Consider the following 14,350-nt stretch of genomic DNA (forward strand, 5'->3'; position numbering starts at 1 on the left):
GTGTCACATCAACGGTGTAATATTGCGCTGTGTACTGAACATCCCACAACACAGTCTATGTTTGCGAACATCCCCGAACGGAAGATGCACTGGACTCGCTGGTTCCTCACGGTGGGCTGGCTGCTGGTGATTGCGTCGTTATTCTACGACCCGTGGACCGCAGCGCTGACCGTTCCCGACCATCCGTGGAGCCCACTGGCGTTGACGGGGGAGTGTGTTCCGGTGCAAGGCGTGTGCGTGGAGGAGCAGCCTTACCCAATTGGCGCTACCTTATTTTGGGGGGCGATCGTTCCTGCTGGCATCTTTATTCTGCTGGTGTTTGGGCATGAGTTGTGGCGGCGCATCTGTCCGTTGTCCTTCCTGTCGCAGATCCCACGGGCTTTGGGCTGGCAGCGGCAGTTTAAGCGGGCCAATGAAAAGACTGGTAAGGTGCGCTATGAGTTAGCGAAGGTGCGATCAGAATCCTGGTTGGGTCGTAATTACTTATATTTTCAATTTGCTTATCTATTCATTGGGTTATGTGGGCGAATTTTATTTTTTAATGCCGACCGGCTTGTCTTGGGAGGGTGGTTGGTATTCACGATTGTGTTTGCGATCGCCATCGGCTATTTCTACGGCGGTAAGTCCTGGTGTCAGTATTTTTGTCCGATGGCCCCAGTGCAGACGGTGTTTAGCGAGCCGAGGGGGCTGTTTGGCAGCAAGGCTCATCTGAGCGAGAGTCGCATCACGCAGTCTATGTGTCGCACGGTCACCCCAGAAGGCACCGAACAGAGCGCCTGTGTCGCCTGTCAGAGTCCTTGTTTTGATATTGACTCTGAGCGGACTTACTGGGATGGCTTGCACCGCCCAGATGAGGTGGTGATGCGCTACGGCTATCTGGGGCTGATGGTGGGTTATTTTGTCTACTACTATCTCTATGCAGGCAATTGGGACTATTACTTTTCTGGAGTTTGGAACCGCGACCCCAACCAGCTTGCTGCCCTATGGAGTCCAGGGCTTTACCTCCAGGGGCAAGCGATCGCCATCCCCAAGTTATTTGCTGTCCCCCTAGTTTTGGGCGGCTTCACGGTTGCAGGTTATGTCCTCGGCAGAGCAGCTGAACGCGCGGTCAAGGCTTACAACCGCAGTCGGCACAAGCATTGGAGCAATGATCTGATCCAACACCGTATTTTTGTGGTGGTTACCTTTATTGCTTTCAATTTCTTTTTTATCTTTGCAGCACGTCCGTTAATCCTACTCACACCGACCGGATTTCAAACGCTTTACGATATTCTATTGGTTTTTCTCAGTACGCTTTGGTTAGTTAAGAGTTGGCGGCGTAGTCCTGAGCTATATTCCCGCGAGAATCTTTCCAATCGTTTCCGCAAGCAGTTAGAGAAGTTAAACCTAGATATTGCCCAATATCTAGAAGGGCGATCGCTCGATGACCTCAACGCCAATGAAGTCTATCTGCTGGCAAAGGTGCTACCAGACTTTACCCGAGAGAAGCGGCATGAGGCTTACAAAGGCGTGCTGCGTGAGGCTCTGGAGGAGGGATATGTGAACACCTCCAATAGTCTGCAAGTGTTGGCGCAGATGCGACGCGAGTTAGACATCTCCGATGATGAGCACCGCGATGTCTTGGAAGAGTTGGGGATTGAAGACCCTGCCTTACTAGACCCCAATCGTCAGCGGACGCTGGAAAATCAGATCCGCCTAACGGGATATCAGAAATCGCTGGAGCGGCTCATGCGACTGCAACAGCAGCCAGGGTTAACCCGTCGCATTGGCTCCGAGGAGGACACAGCAATCCTTCGTTCGCTCCGCCGGGAATACTCCATTACTCCCCAGGAGGAAGACTGGATCCAGAACAGCCTGTCGCCAGCAGCGAGCAATGTGCAGAAGGCAGAGGGATTGCTGGCTCGCCTGCGGGAGTGGGTGGGGTGCGATCGCGCCCTGCACCACCCCGCCCTGCAACAGCACCCGGCGGTGCTCCAGGTTTTGCAGGAGACCGTCCATCGCAAACAAGAACTGATCGCCTATGCCTTGCTGGATACCCTAATCACCCTACAGGACCAGCCCGACGCGATCGCCTTGGCCCAGTCCTTTCAGCAGTTGGTGCCTGCCATTGCGGCCCGGTCTGCAACTCAAAAGCCCTGGCAGAGCAAGCTTGCCCCAGCGATGGTGCAGGTCTTGACGGCGCAGGGCTGGTCGTCTAGCGAGGCAGCTCCTGCTCTGCAAGAAACGGTGGACTACCTGGAATTTTTGCTACAGCACTACAATCCCTTGGTGCAGGCGAGTGCGTTGTATCTAATTGCCCAACTCAACCCCGACCGTGGCAGAGCGATCGCCCAAACCCTGCCCATGGCCTCGCCCTCGGCTCTGCTGCAAGAAACAGCCGAGCAGGTGAAAACCCTCCCTGCCAATTCACCCCTCTCGGCTTTCCCTTCCCTAGAGAAGCTGGTGTATCTGTTTAACAGCGACTTTTTCCACGGCATTCACACCGATACGTTGATGGCCCTGGGCGATCGCGCTGAAGTGAGGGCGTATGCTGCCGGAGACGTAATCACCGAGGCCGGCGATACCTGTCGAGAACTGTTGCTGTTGATCGAAGGAGATGCCAATATTCGCTACCAGTCTGGCGATCAGGTGCGGGTTGAGCAGTTCCACCCTGGGCAAATGCTGGATGAGCTAGAGGTCTTGACCCACAGTGACCTGGAAAACACGATTACCGCTGAGAGTGACAGGACTCGTATTCTCGCAGTGCCCGTTGATACCTTCGATGAACTGCTGGAGCGAGACCCAGATTTTGCGCGTCAGGTGTTGGAACTGGAGAGCCGCCAACTCCAGCGCTTGGTGAGGGTTTGACGCTCATCCAGCAAAGCCAAAAGCGATGGCTAGATGAGCGCCAAGCCGGCGATCGCTCTATTCTTCCGCATTCCTTTGTTTATATGTATCTTTGGAGATTTGATATTAGCTCGCTTACGAGTGGCGGCTGAACAGGTCAACCGCCGTTTTGAAGATCTTGTGGATTAGAAGTTGGTTGCATGACTCGCCCAGCAATTGAGCTTCCGCTTCTGGCTAAAGCTAACCCCAAGTCTGGCCTCTGATTTATAAGCTGGTTGGAAACTGGGGCAGGGGATGGTGCTTTTTGCCAGGAATGAGTGCATCTAAAGCGGTTGTGATGAAAGTTTGAATCACCTGCCCAGTTTGACGGTAGTCATTTTCGGTAATCGGCTGAAAGCCGTGGGCAAACAGTGAATAATTGCGCACCTGGAGTGCATTTTCTAGGTATTTGGCGTGTTCCTGAAACTGTTGCCCCAGTGGATCGTTTGGCAACTCGCTCAGCAGGAGATAGCTTTTCCACAACGGAAGCTGAATTTTGCCGTTGCGGGGATTGCGCTCGGCACTGTACTTCTCCCGCAATTCGGCAGGCAACTTATCCAGATCCACATCACCCGTTTGCAACTCATAGGTCTGCCGCAGGTGAATTTGGGCCAGTAATTCTAGCGCTCGATACAACCGACCAACAGCATCATCATAGCGCTGCTGGTGGGCACGACGCTGGGCATTGAGCAGCAGGTCTTCCACCAGTTCGTAGCCGTGACCAGGAATCGTTTCGGTTGGCTGAAAGGTAGGGTCAATCGCCTGGCGACTGCTGAGGACGCGCTTGAGCGCCAGTCCGTAAGACTGTACCTGATTCATGTGCAGGGAAAGTAAATCCCAAGCTGTTTGGTGATCAAACCGATCCCAGGCATCAAAACCTTTGTAAATATCCAACCATTCCCGGAGTTTGCGTTTCTGATCCTGGGGCAGTTCCAGGGATTGCAGCAGGGTTTGCAGGGTGGCGATCGCCCCGCTGTAGTTGTAGTCTTGCAAAAACCGAGGCAGATCTTGGTTGAGCGTGCGTTCCACCGTCAGCAGGGTGGTGGGTGCCCGCTCGGTCGATTCGCCCCGTTCGACCCGGATCAGATTTTCGCGGGTGGCGTTGGTAGTCAGATAAAGCGCTACGCCATAGTCCAATGCCGCCATGCCCAGTGCCAGGGACATGGTTTTGGTGCCGCCGGTATAGTCTGCCAAAAGTTGAGCATTGGGATCAGTGGCTTTGATGTCGTTGATTTTGGCGGCAATGCGTCCGTAGCACTCGGCTAAATCATCAGGATTGTCTAGGCGTACCAGATCGGTGTCTGGATTAAAGCGATCGCCCAGGCCCAAGTGGGTTGGCAAATTCGGCAACCGTTCCACCACCTCTGGCCCCCGCCGAATTTCACAGGGCGTTCCCTCGCCAATCACCTGAGAAACACTGCCTCTGGGACCATCAGAACAGATGAACACAATGCGATTGGGATTGAGAGACTGAATCGCAGTAATAATCGGCTGAGGTGAACCGCCAACGGTAATGAGTAAGATGGTGGACATGGAAAAAACAGAGGACTCTGAACGGAATCTCAACGAGTTTTCAGTCAGGGATTTTCAGTCAGGGAATATAGCCAAACTACCGGGTATTCTGGCAGCGAGTGCAAGTCGCGTTGCTCGTTGAAAGCTATAGTGGCGCTAGGCAGCAACTAAAGTATTCAACTGGATCTGACATTGGCGAAACACATAGTTAACCGCTGCGAAGAGGGTATATAACTCTTGAATGGTGTAGAAGGTGCGGTTGAAGGTAAAGTGGGTGCCCTCTAATTTGCCAAATTGCCAGCGATCGCCGTTGGAGGTAATGCCGTATATGACTAACTCTGGCAGGTCGTTGAGCCGTTGAGCCGCCACCATTTCAGCTAGACATTGCCCCCAGGCGGCATCAAAGTTATCTTGCTTGGCTTCTACCAGGACGAAGTAGGGCTTATCGAACACAATTTTGCCGAGGGGCGATCGCCGTGCCAAAACGTATTCGGGAAACCCCGACAACTGAGCATCGCAACTGAGATACTCGTGGCTCCAGAGAATGAAGTGCGATCGGTACTCCTTCCAGACTTCCTTAAGGATGGGATACACCAAATTCTCGCAAATGGCATACTCTGAGTTGTCTACCACTGCTTCTTCCATCATCAACTGTAAATCTTGTCTAAAATAATCCGAAACTGGGAAGGGCAATGGTTCCACGAAGTTGGCTTCGGTGTAGACAACCTCAAACGTTTTGAGGGTTTCACCCAGGCCCTTAAACTCGCTGAATGACATGGCGACTCCTCCGCTGCACAGGTCTTGTCATAGCATAGCCCAGTTGAACCAAAGCCAGACCGCACTCCCTCAAGCGACTTGTGATGCCAGAAAGGTGGGGTTCTAATTCCAGCATGATGTCAAACGCTTTGTCCTGACCTATGCGTGTAGCGCTATATAATTGAGGGAGAACTGTTTACTGGTCGAGGTCAACGCCAATGGTCACGCTTCAACTGCGCCAATTGGAGGTACCACCTGGGAAATGTCTCTTGCTGCACGATGTGAGCTGGTCAGAGTTTGAGGCCATTTTGGCGGAGATGGGAAACCACCGCAGCACGCGCATTGCCTACGACAATGGCTTGTTAGAAATTATGGCACCTTTACCAGAGCACGAGTATTTCAAAGAAACCATCAGCGATGCGCTCAAGGATATCAGTGAGGAACTGGAGATCAATTACGAAAGCTACGGTTCGACAACCTGGAGAAAACGAGCAGAGCAAGCCGGGATAGAGCCTGATAATTGCTTTTACTTCCAAAATGAAGCTCGCGTGCGGGGTAAACTGAGTTTCGATCTGGATCAAGATCCTCCACCTGATCTCGCCTTAGAAATTGACCTCACGAGCAAATCCCTCAACCGTTTCCCCATCTATCAACGCCTGGGAGTGCCAGAAATTTGGTGCTACGACCAAGGTCAACTCACGGTTTACCGGCTGCAAGCGGATGAATACCGCCCGGCAGACCAGAGTAACGTTTTTCCGGCTCTGCGAGTGCAGGAGTTGCCTCAGCTCATTGAGGCACATCGGGAACAGGGGCGATTGGCCCTGCGGCGAGCCGTGAGAGCCTGGGTGAGGGAGCAGATTACTGGTTAGAAAAGTGGTAGCGGCATGGCTCTAGTAAGCGATCGGCATCAATTGATTGACTGGTCGAGCTTTTCATATCGAGTAGCACCAATCGCGGACAATCTTTCCTAAGTGAAAAACGCTGAGCATTATTGATGCAAGATTTGATTGGGTGTCAGGGACAATTCAGGGAATAGCGTTGAGCGAAGCAAATCTTCTCCTTGAAACACCTGATCTTCATAGAGTCCCTCAACCAATTGAAGTACACTCACTTTTTGTTCCATAGGGTCAACAATCCAGTATTCAGGAATGCCAAACGCTGCATATTCCGCTCGCTTGAAGCGATAGTCTCGTTTGCTAGACTCCGGGCTGACCACCTCAATCACCAACAGAACGCCCGCTTCAACAACCGCTGATTGATCCCGGTATTCCCGCACCACCTCCAGGGGCACAACCGATAAATCAGGCAAGCGCGATCGCCGAGGGGCTGTCCGAATGCCGAGAAACTGTAAGGTAGCCCAGGGAAGATTGAGGCGCTTGATTTCAGCTTCCAGTGTGTTGCTGAGAAATCGAAGGATGAGAGCATGAAGACCGATTGGTGGATTCATTAAAACCAGGTCTCCATCCTCTAGTTCATACCGATTATCAGTGCCGTCTTCATAACGGAGATATTCGTCGAAGGTGAGTTTAGTCGCAGTTGACATAGCATCTCATGTTGGTAAGGGATGGGCATCAATCGGTTTGTCAGTCCAGTTTTTTATGTCGAATCGTACCCAATTGCAGATAATCTCCCTAATTGTGACTGTTATGGTTGATATTCCAGGGATGCAAAGAACAAGTGGCGCAATCTGGGTTTGTGCGTAGGGAGGTGCCTACGGTCATGATGATGGTTTGCATAGTCACAGTAACTTACTCATAAAGGTTCTGCTTAGGTTCCCGCTTAGTTCAAATCTCTAAAAAGTTCTCTCAAACGAGTGAGTAACTCCTCCCGTACAAACCGTGTCATATCCGAAGCGGAGAGGGAGTTCTGTCGCATCTCGGTGTGAGCAAGGTCATTCCGCATATCGCGTAATTGGGACCACAGTTTTGATAAATCTTCTAGGTCTGCAACAATCGGTTTCAATGCATCGGCTGCACTTGGCTGAGGATTGCTTTCTTTGTCCTTTGCCCACTCAACCAATTGATTCAAGCTTTGCTCAACGAACTCCCGTTCGCTTTTCTGGAGGTAATCACGTCCTAGTCCAACGCATAATGTCGAGACAACCCATTCGCGGCTGAGTAAGATCGCCTGGGTACTCAAGGACTTGTCAACATACCAGCATAGAAGATCAAATTGCTTAGCTAAGGTTTCACTACTGGCAGCCTCTCGTGGTTGAGCGAGGGCAAACTGGCTATAGTCTGCCTGAATTCGATCGAGCAGCAGGGCAAAGGGTTGGGCAAAGATTCCGACTTCTGTTTTCAGAGTTTCATTGGAAATCTTCTCTAGCTGAGCCGTTTCTTCCATGAGTTTGAGTGGACGAACTAGCTCAATGCTGTCGGAAATTGCCTGAATACGATCGCCAAATTGTCGAAGCGCCCTAGGCGCAATCGGCTCTTGATTTTGCCGACCTTGCCGATAGAAGTCCTGCTGAATGGTCGAGAGTAATTGCCCTAGTTCTTTTGCTGAACCAGTGTTCAAAAATTTATCAGTTGCAGTTAGCCATTCTGCAAATTTGAGGGTGGGAGTTAAGTCAAAGATGGGCGATCGCTCCCGATCTCGCTCATAGGCTCCGTAGTAAACTCCAGCAATTTTGACATTACGTGCCCTTTGAAGATAGATCCCGGCTAGAAATACAAAGAGGGGAATCGAGCGAAACGAGTGGGTTACATCAAGGATAATGATTTCGTCAGGTTCGACTGAATTCACAACTGATTCAAAAATCTGCCAGAGTTCATCTTCTGACTGACCCGATGGAATATCTATATCCTTCGCTTGGGGAACTGCTTGTTGAAAGGCTTCCCAATGCTTCGCCCTCGCCTCGGATGTCAGAAATACCTGGACAGTCTCCACTTGAAAAAACTCAGCCAGTGCTGCGGCAACATACTCCGTCTGTTTTTCCTGGTCTTGCCACACATAGGTGGTGCAGGAGTAGGTGTTCGTTCCCAGAAACGTGAGAAGTTTCATATGCTTAATCATCTCAATACCTTAACTGACCCACTTCACCTTTTTGGGAGTGCCGTTCTCTCGTAGTTCCAGAATTTCTACCTGTACACTCTGCCCTACAGATAACTCACCGCACTTTTTCGGTTCTTTGACCGTGAGTTTAATCCCTCCTGGCAGTTCGTAGGTGACTTCCTTACCTTTGATACTTTTGACTGTTGCCTCTATCTGTTGCCCGACCTGGAAATTCTGGTCTTGGGCAATGGCGCGAATTTCTGCCTGGCGTTCCGATTCCTGCACCTGAGTTGTTGCAGTGGGTGCTGTTTGAGTGGTTGTTAACGGCTCACTGATGACTCCGCCTTCTTTGTAGTAGCGGATCAATCGGGCTGTCCAGCCCAGGATGTGCAACAGGATCAATGGTTGAGTTTGATAGGTCTGCAAATAGCTGCTGCAAGCCTTGTCTAGGTTGCGGTAGTACTCTGGGGTTTTGCCACTGTGACCAATGCTTTTGCCCTGGCTGACCAGGGTTTTCAGGTATTTGAAAAATTGCGTTCCGGCATTTTCTGGATTTTGCTGGATGGCAAAGCGGAGGTAGGCGATCGCCTTTCCCAGTTCGTTTACGTCCACCTTCTGCTGCACCAGGGTTTGGGCGATCGTATGGGCAACCTGCCACTCGGCTTCAGTCATTGGGGTTTCTGTTTCAGTTGCAGATTCGATGAGTGTGTCCATCTCCGTCATTTATCCTTCATAATGTTGCTGCTCACGTCATAGTACAAACCTGTCGTTTGAGAGGCTTAGTCTGGGACTTTACCACAGAGGCACAGAGAACACAGAGCCATGTCTCGGTGCCCTCCGTGTCTCTGTGGTGAAATTCTTAAGTTCTTCATCTTAATAAACTCCGCTGGGGGCAGCGCGATCGGTGGGGAATTTCAGCACTTCTGCGAGTTGTTGCAGTTGCCGCTCCTGAATTAACTCTCGATGGGCAGCTTGAATCATCTGTTGCATAAATTGCTCCAGTGCCTCACCCGTCAACTGATTAGATTCTGGCAGGGTATAGCGAGTGTAGCGATCGCGCAGATCTGGAATAATCCCATTGTCTCTATTGCCAGCACCGGAGCGAGTCCAGATTTCCATCTCTGATATATCAACGGTTAAGCTGCCCATCCCAATTGGTTTGCCGGTGCCAACTTTCAGTGCAAATTGATGATTCTGATCTTGGCCTAGCGCCACCAACAACCCTCCCAATTGTGCTTTTGTCAGGTTGACAAACTGTAAACTTCCTACAAAGCAGGACTCAGACACAGCCAGTTGTGTATTAATTCCCTTTTCACCTTCATGTATTGAATTAGTAAAGTGATAGTAGAATTTACGACCACCTACTACATTCTCTTCAACATTTGAGTAATAATCTGCTTTTTTCAGGTGTGGTTGATATAAAGAAGGAACAAATTTAATTGCTGCTTTTTGAGTGCATATTGCATCACTGAAAGAGACAAGACCTTCGCAATTGATCGCACCAAAAACTTGACAGGATGGGCAAAGTTCAACGTTCCTATCACGGATATCCTTTTTTTCAGGAGAGCATTCTCGATAACCCTCCGGAACTTTGATCCTGACTTGCTGTTTATCGAGCTTATAACCTCTAGATACTTTACAAATACAACTCCTAGTAATTGCTTCATGTATAGAGCGCACGCTCCCTTTTAATGAACTACCTGGAATTATCAACTGACCTGATCGAGAAATCGCAGTCTTAATCAATGAATCTTTTGGAATTTTGGAAGCGATATCACTACCAAGCACAGTGATTCCCGATAAGACTGTCGTAGCTGTGTGAACGTTTAATTGCAAGGCAATCTTGCCGGTATAGTAACTTGCTTTATAACGATCAAGACCTGCTGGTCGAGCTTTCGCTAAAGCCAATAGGTTGCCAGAAGTGTCTTTAGGAAACGGGATTAGCCGATAGGGTTTTGGAGACAGGTTTCCTGTGGATCGATTATTAGCAGGGCGGGATGGCTGAGGGCGTTTAGGACGGGAGTTAGGACGCGGTGTGTTAGACATGGCTATTTAATGAGTGTCAGGGCAACGAAATGAATGGTGGCGGTTCGGCGATCGCGGAAGTAGCGTTGTTGAATGGCTTTAGAATTGACACCAGTACCAAAGTAAAAGCCTTTGGGATATCGGGTTTCTTTGGATTCATGGCAGTGAGCGGGGCGAACGACTTCGTCGCGCAAAGCGCTATCGCAGGCTTCCCAGTTACCATCGAGGGCTGTAAATCCCGGCACTGGATCTGTCTGATTGCTCAGTAGCAACACACTGTAACCCCTTCCCTGGCGTTTCCAGCGCAGTTCCTTTTGGCTATCGAAAACTTGGCCTTCGGGACTGGGGAAGTCATCGGGTAGGGTTTTGCAAAAACCGCTGACTTCATGGGGCCATCGCAGGAAGAAGCAGGAGTTTTCACTCTGAAACTGCTGGATTAGCGATCGCAACTCCTCAGCCGAATCAACCGTACAGGTTCCCACAAAGGCACTCATGCGGCTACCCCCAATAACCGACTCCAGGCTTTGACGGAGCGTTCAAACAAATCTTCAACCTGGGTTTGCCCAGTCCAAACCAGTTGTACCCCAAAGCCGAGGGGCATGGCGGCAGCGGCAACAGGCGTTTCCTGGTGATCGGGCCTGGGAAAACCATACTTCTCAGCCTCGGTTGCGTCTAAGAACTCGCCCGCTCCCAATAGCATGGTGTGTGGCCATTGCTGACTGGAGGCGATCGCTTTAATCTGCCCATTCTCCCGCACACAGCCAGGATACTGAACGGTGGCTGAATCGTACTGAACCGTGACGGTTCCCATGCCGCGAGATTTAGCAAAGCCGAGACCAAACCACCCATCATTCAAGTCACGCAATACCAGACCGATTAACCCCAATTGTGCCAGGGTAAAGTTCTTCAGATGAATCTTGGTTTTGAAGTCACCGACGGTACACACCTGATAGTTAAAGGGACCAACGGCAACAGAGCCGAATACCCGATCGATCGCCACGCCATTGCGTTCCTCAATTTTGAGTTGCGCGCGATTAACGGGATAAGCATCCTCAATCCGAACTCGACTGGCAATTTCAGTGCTGCCAAACATCTGATCCGTAAAGCAGGACAGTTTATAAATCTCTGGTGCAGACTTTTCTTTGAGATAGTCGCGTTTGTCATTCAGCGGATCATTGGCCCAGATGCCCTGACCGTTGCTGGGACGGCGATCGCTCCCTACCGTGCGGACAATCCGCTCCGCATGGGCACGAATGGCCCCCTTAAGGGAACTACCGGGCAGGTAAATCGACTTCCCGCCCCGGTGATAGGTCTCCACAAATTCCATATCGGGTTTAGTAGGGTCAGCCCCTTCTTTGCCCGATTTGATCAGGATGGGACCGCAGGGAGAAATCGTGAGTTCAATGGTGCAGTGGTTTACAAAACGTTTATGCATGAGTAGTCTCCCTCGCGGCTAATCTGGGCAGTTGGTTAAGTAATTCTGTTGTCCACTGATGTTTCAGTGTCTCTATTTCTTGAGGGGATTTAACGTAAGGCTGAAGCCGGCCATCCACTAAATGTTTCAGGTAATCCATCAAATCCTGGGGATTGCTAGGGTTAACCCAAATCATTTCGTCGAGCTGCAGCTTTACAACGCCTAGCCCACGCGATCGCCCTCCCCCCAAGGGAATCTGCTCGGTCTCAAACTGGTGCAGGCCGATCATGAGCAAGCCCAGTTCCCAATCTTCAGCATTCTCAACGATGGCTTTGAACTCAAAGGGAGTTCCTGCCGGTACCACCTGGAAGTCGTAGAGCTTGCCATCGGCAGCCGTTTCTGTATCCCGATCAATCGCCACTCCATCGCGCTCCTGGTACTGCCCAAACCAGGCATCCGGGAAAACGGTGAGATCGCGAACTTGAAATTTACTGGCGATCCAGGGAGAACCAAAAACGTGGGAGGCCAAATCTGTTTTATGCAGAAGGGCTTGTGTCAATGCATCATCGTTCTTCTCATACTCTTTCTTTTGCCCCTTAACCCAGTTCATCCAGTCTGAACCGGCGAGTTCACTAGGATCAATCGCTAGACCCGGATCGATACCGCGTAGAAAACTTTCCAGGCGCGATCGCATGGCTCCCTTAAAACTGGCTCCCGGAATCAGGGGCCGCCCCAGGGAATCTTTCACCACTGGCAGGTCAGAGCCGATTGGTTCGGTCGATCGACCCTGGGAAATGCGTAATGCGGTTACAGTGGTCAGAGTGCCACTGATTTCCAGACGGTTTTTGAAAACATCAAACATTGCTTTCTCCCTGCGATTAGAGTTAACGAACCATACGGATAGATATATTCAGGGTGAGATTATTCCAGGCAGTATCGGCAGTTAATACCGGAATTTCTAGCCTCATGCCAAGAGCCAAACAAGCGCGATCGCCTAACGAAAGCCCCAATGATTTGGTTTGGGGTCGTAGCTGAGCAATCAACAGAGCATCTTTTTCGGTTGTTGACAACACTTCTAAAGTGTTGCCTAACAGCCCTTGGTTTGTCAGGGTTATGATTAGTGCTTCGGAGGAGTGTCCCTTATCTTCAACCTTTGACAGGACTTCAGCCCAGTTAATAGCACCGATACAGGCACTATCGTTGAGTGCTGTTTCGACAAGGCCAGCTCCATCTTCATCAAAAAGATAGGCCAGCATCGCTGAAGCATCTAAAACTACACTACTCACAGGCTGCGCTCCGACGACGTTCCTGAATTAGCTCATCAACAACGCTTTTTTCTGGAGTTGGATTTTTAAGGATTCCGCGCAAGCTATGAATCTTCTGTTTCAGGCTCGTGAGTTGAATCACCCCTGTCTCTGAAACCGTCAGGATAAAGCGATCGCCTTCAACCAAGCCCAGTTCCTGACGAACCGAATCAGGTAGTGATAAGCGGCCTTCGGCATCTAGATAAAGTGTTTTTGGATACTGCTGTAAAGTCATAGACTACTAACTCCAATCATCGCCTTGTATACTCAGGGTTTTCCATTTCCTTTTTCAAAAGGTCTGGCAAATTGATCAGATCTTTGCCATTGAAGATCTTCACTCTACTGTTTTTGGCTTCCTGTTCAATTTCATCAGGGATCTCTGTAGCACTTACTACAAGGATCTTCAAGCAATAACTTTCTCCTAGCTTTTCAGCAATGTTACGCAGCTTCAATATCTCCTTTTTGTCAAATTTTCCAGTCTTACACTCACATATCAGAGGATTAGAATTGTAAAGACAGAACAGATCAATTTCGCCATTGTAACTGCTTAATTCAATTGAAGGTTCGACTGAATCAAATTTACAATCTTGAGCATTAAGATAGACAAGTAGCTCAAGCCAGTCTCCTCGAAGGAAGCTAAATTGTTCGGGATTAACACGGAAAGATATATCGCAAGACGTATCTAGCTGCTCAATTAAAGAATGTTCTTGCAGCTCTTCAAGAAATTTAATGACAAAAGGCTTAACCAGGTTGTTCTTGTTTATTAAGTCGTTTATTAAGTCACCACTGAAAGATACCTTACGACTACTCTTAATTGAATCGCCACCTGAAGCCGCTTGTTGTCGAATCTCATGCAATATTGAATCAACGCTTTCAATATTTTCAGCAAAGTAAAAAACGAGTTCTTTTAATTGATTCTGGTTCTGGAAGGTAAAGCTATCCTCTGCTTTTCTTTTGAAAATCTCATGCCCACATGCCCGAATGTAGTCTTCTACACTCAATTTTGCTTGGAATGGTATTGGAGCCTCATTTTCCTTAAGAGGAATAATGATTGCCTGGTCGGTACTGACAGTAAAAATAGTTGCAGTCGGAAATTTCTTCTGGAGAAAACCATAGCTGGCAATAGACATCGTTTGTGGAGCTGAAGCCAGACTAGCAAAGGAAACTTCCTCCTCTCCGGCAAGCAATTCAGTTAATGATTTTAATACTTGAGTGAAGTTGTAGGGATCAACTACCTTTACATCTCGGTCAGGCACGAAATCTATACTTTCTTTTTTATCTTTAATAAAGCTATAAGCAGTTCTCTGGAGTTTCTCATACTCTTCTCCTTTACAAACCAGAAACTTGATCTTGCTAATATCATCCAGGAACTGAAGAATCCCAGATATTGCCGGAACAGCGCTACGTCCCCCAATCAGAACCAGTGCAGTGCTCATAAATCTTAATCTCCCTGTTTTCTCAGTGACACCAAAGCAAACCT

Annotated in this window: 14 protein-coding genes; 2 read left to right on the forward strand and 12 right to left on the reverse strand. The window is 49.5% G+C overall.

All coding sequences use genetic code 11. From position 1 onward, the window contains the following. The first annotated feature begins 57 nt into the window (after positions 1 to 57). On the forward strand, positions 58 to 2,847 hold the full coding sequence (locus tag O77CONTIG1_RS22320) for a cyclic nucleotide-binding domain-containing protein (RefSeq protein WP_068515362.1): 2,790 nt from the start codon (positions 58 to 60) through the stop codon (positions 2,845 to 2,847). Positions 2,848 to 3,090: 243 nt separating this feature from the next. On the opposite strand, the gene O77CONTIG1_RS22325 is transcribed toward O77CONTIG1_RS22320, so the two are convergent. After that, positions 3,091 to 4,398: a TIGR02710 family CRISPR-associated CARF protein gene (locus O77CONTIG1_RS22325; protein ID WP_068515365.1), complete on the reverse strand. Its 1,308-nt coding sequence runs from the start codon at positions 4,396 to 4,398 to the stop codon at positions 3,091 to 3,093. Between the two features lie 135 nt (positions 4,399 to 4,533). Further along, the gene (locus tag O77CONTIG1_RS22330) at positions 4,534 to 5,154 is read right to left on the reverse strand and encodes a hypothetical protein (protein WP_068515366.1); all 621 of its coding nucleotides are present in this window, start codon (positions 5,152 to 5,154) and stop codon (positions 4,534 to 4,536) included. A gap of 197 nt (positions 5,155 to 5,351) precedes the next feature. Between O77CONTIG1_RS22330 and O77CONTIG1_RS22335 the strand changes: the two genes are divergently transcribed. Beyond that, entirely contained in the window at positions 5,352 to 6,002 is a 651-nt protein-coding gene (locus O77CONTIG1_RS22335) for a Uma2 family endonuclease (protein WP_068515368.1), read from the forward strand. A 119-nt stretch (positions 6,003 to 6,121) separates the two neighbouring features. On the opposite strand, the gene O77CONTIG1_RS22340 is transcribed toward O77CONTIG1_RS22335, so the two are convergent. The 10 genes from O77CONTIG1_RS22340 to O77CONTIG1_RS22390 form a co-directional block, all read right to left on the reverse strand. Next, the gene (locus O77CONTIG1_RS22340; RefSeq protein WP_068515372.1) at positions 6,122 to 6,676 is read right to left on the reverse strand and encodes a Uma2 family endonuclease; all 555 of its coding nucleotides are present in this window, start codon (positions 6,674 to 6,676) and stop codon (positions 6,122 to 6,124) included. Between the two features lie 236 nt (positions 6,677 to 6,912). After that, positions 6,913 to 8,148: a TIGR02221 family CRISPR-associated protein gene (csx2, locus tag O77CONTIG1_RS22345; protein ID WP_197673273.1), complete on the reverse strand. Its 1,236-nt coding sequence runs from the start codon at positions 8,146 to 8,148 to the stop codon at positions 6,913 to 6,915. Between the two features lie 9 nt (positions 8,149 to 8,157). Beyond that, the gene (locus tag O77CONTIG1_RS22350; RefSeq protein ID WP_068515374.1) at positions 8,158 to 8,841 is read right to left on the reverse strand and encodes a hypothetical protein; all 684 of its coding nucleotides are present in this window, start codon (positions 8,839 to 8,841) and stop codon (positions 8,158 to 8,160) included. 159 nt (positions 8,842 to 9,000) lie between these two features. After that, positions 9,001 to 10,173, reverse strand: coding sequence for an RAMP superfamily CRISPR-associated protein (locus O77CONTIG1_RS24005; RefSeq protein ID WP_084782920.1), 1,173 nt, complete (start codon positions 10,171 to 10,173; stop codon positions 9,001 to 9,003). Positions 10,174 to 10,175: 2 nt separating this feature from the next. Further along, on the reverse strand, positions 10,176 to 10,646 hold the full coding sequence (locus tag O77CONTIG1_RS22365; RefSeq protein ID WP_068515384.1) for a hypothetical protein: 471 nt from the start codon (positions 10,644 to 10,646) through the stop codon (positions 10,176 to 10,178). Continuing rightward, on the reverse strand, positions 10,643 to 11,587 hold the full coding sequence (locus tag O77CONTIG1_RS22370) for an RAMP superfamily CRISPR-associated protein (protein ID WP_068515387.1): 945 nt from the start codon (positions 11,585 to 11,587) through the stop codon (positions 10,643 to 10,645). Before O77CONTIG1_RS22370 ends, O77CONTIG1_RS22365 begins: the two co-directional genes overlap by 4 nt. Next, positions 11,580 to 12,428 (reverse strand): CRISPR-associated RAMP protein Csx7, encoded by an 849-nt coding sequence (csx7, locus tag O77CONTIG1_RS22375; RefSeq protein WP_068515390.1) that lies wholly within the window; start codon positions 12,426 to 12,428, stop codon positions 11,580 to 11,582. Before csx7 ends, O77CONTIG1_RS22370 begins: the two co-directional genes overlap by 8 nt. A 22-nt stretch (positions 12,429 to 12,450) precedes the next feature. Then, a complete protein-coding gene (locus tag O77CONTIG1_RS22380; RefSeq protein WP_084782921.1) occupies positions 12,451 to 12,852 on the reverse strand; it encodes a type II toxin-antitoxin system VapC family toxin in 402 nt (133 codons plus the stop codon). Beyond that, the gene (locus O77CONTIG1_RS22385; RefSeq protein WP_068515395.1) at positions 12,845 to 13,105 is read right to left on the reverse strand and encodes an AbrB/MazE/SpoVT family DNA-binding domain-containing protein; all 261 of its coding nucleotides are present in this window, start codon (positions 13,103 to 13,105) and stop codon (positions 12,845 to 12,847) included. Before O77CONTIG1_RS22385 ends, O77CONTIG1_RS22380 begins: the two co-directional genes overlap by 8 nt. Before the next feature lie 16 nt (positions 13,106 to 13,121). Then, on the reverse strand, positions 13,122 to 14,306 hold the full coding sequence (locus tag O77CONTIG1_RS22390; RefSeq protein WP_068515399.1) for a Card1-like endonuclease domain-containing protein: 1,185 nt from the start codon (positions 14,304 to 14,306) through the stop codon (positions 13,122 to 13,124). Positions 14,307 to 14,350 lie beyond the last annotated feature (44 nt).

Origin of the sequence: Leptolyngbya sp. O-77, from assembly GCF_001548395.1 — a bacterium.
Taxonomy (GTDB): Bacteria; Cyanobacteriota; Cyanobacteriia; order Elainellales; family Elainellaceae; genus Thermoleptolyngbya.

Coding starts and splice junctions, on each gene's coding strand:
- O77CONTIG1_RS22320 (WP_068515362.1), top strand. CDS start 58: ATGTTTGCGAACATCCCCGAACGGAAGATGCACTGGACTCGCTGGTTC.
- O77CONTIG1_RS22325 (WP_068515365.1), bottom strand. CDS start 4,398: ATGTCCACCATCTTACTCATTACCGTTGGCGGTTCACCTCAGCCGATT.
- O77CONTIG1_RS22330 (WP_068515366.1), bottom strand. CDS start 5,154: ATGTCATTCAGCGAGTTTAAGGGCCTGGGTGAAACCCTCAAAACGTTT.
- O77CONTIG1_RS22335 (WP_068515368.1), top strand. CDS start 5,352: ATGGTCACGCTTCAACTGCGCCAATTGGAGGTACCACCTGGGAAATGT.
- O77CONTIG1_RS22340 (WP_068515372.1), bottom strand. CDS start 6,676: ATGTCAACTGCGACTAAACTCACCTTCGACGAATATCTCCGTTATGAA.
- csx2 (WP_197673273.1), bottom strand. CDS start 8,148: ATGATTAAGCATATGAAACTTCTCACGTTTCTGGGAACGAACACCTAC.
- O77CONTIG1_RS22350 (WP_068515374.1), bottom strand. CDS start 8,841: ATGGACACACTCATCGAATCTGCAACTGAAACAGAAACCCCAATGACT.
- O77CONTIG1_RS24005 (WP_084782920.1), bottom strand. CDS start 10,173: ATGTCTAACACACCGCGTCCTAACTCCCGTCCTAAACGCCCTCAGCCA.
- O77CONTIG1_RS22365 (WP_068515384.1), bottom strand. CDS start 10,646: ATGAGTGCCTTTGTGGGAACCTGTACGGTTGATTCGGCTGAGGAGTTG.
- O77CONTIG1_RS22370 (WP_068515387.1), bottom strand. CDS start 11,587: ATGCATAAACGTTTTGTAAACCACTGCACCATTGAACTCACGATTTCT.
- csx7 (WP_068515390.1), bottom strand. CDS start 12,428: ATGTTTGATGTTTTCAAAAACCGTCTGGAAATCAGTGGCACTCTGACC.
- O77CONTIG1_RS22385 (WP_068515395.1), bottom strand. CDS start 13,105: ATGACTTTACAGCAGTATCCAAAAACACTTTATCTAGATGCCGAAGGC.
- O77CONTIG1_RS22390 (WP_068515399.1), bottom strand. CDS start 14,306: ATGAGCACTGCACTGGTTCTGATTGGGGGACGTAGCGCTGTTCCGGCA.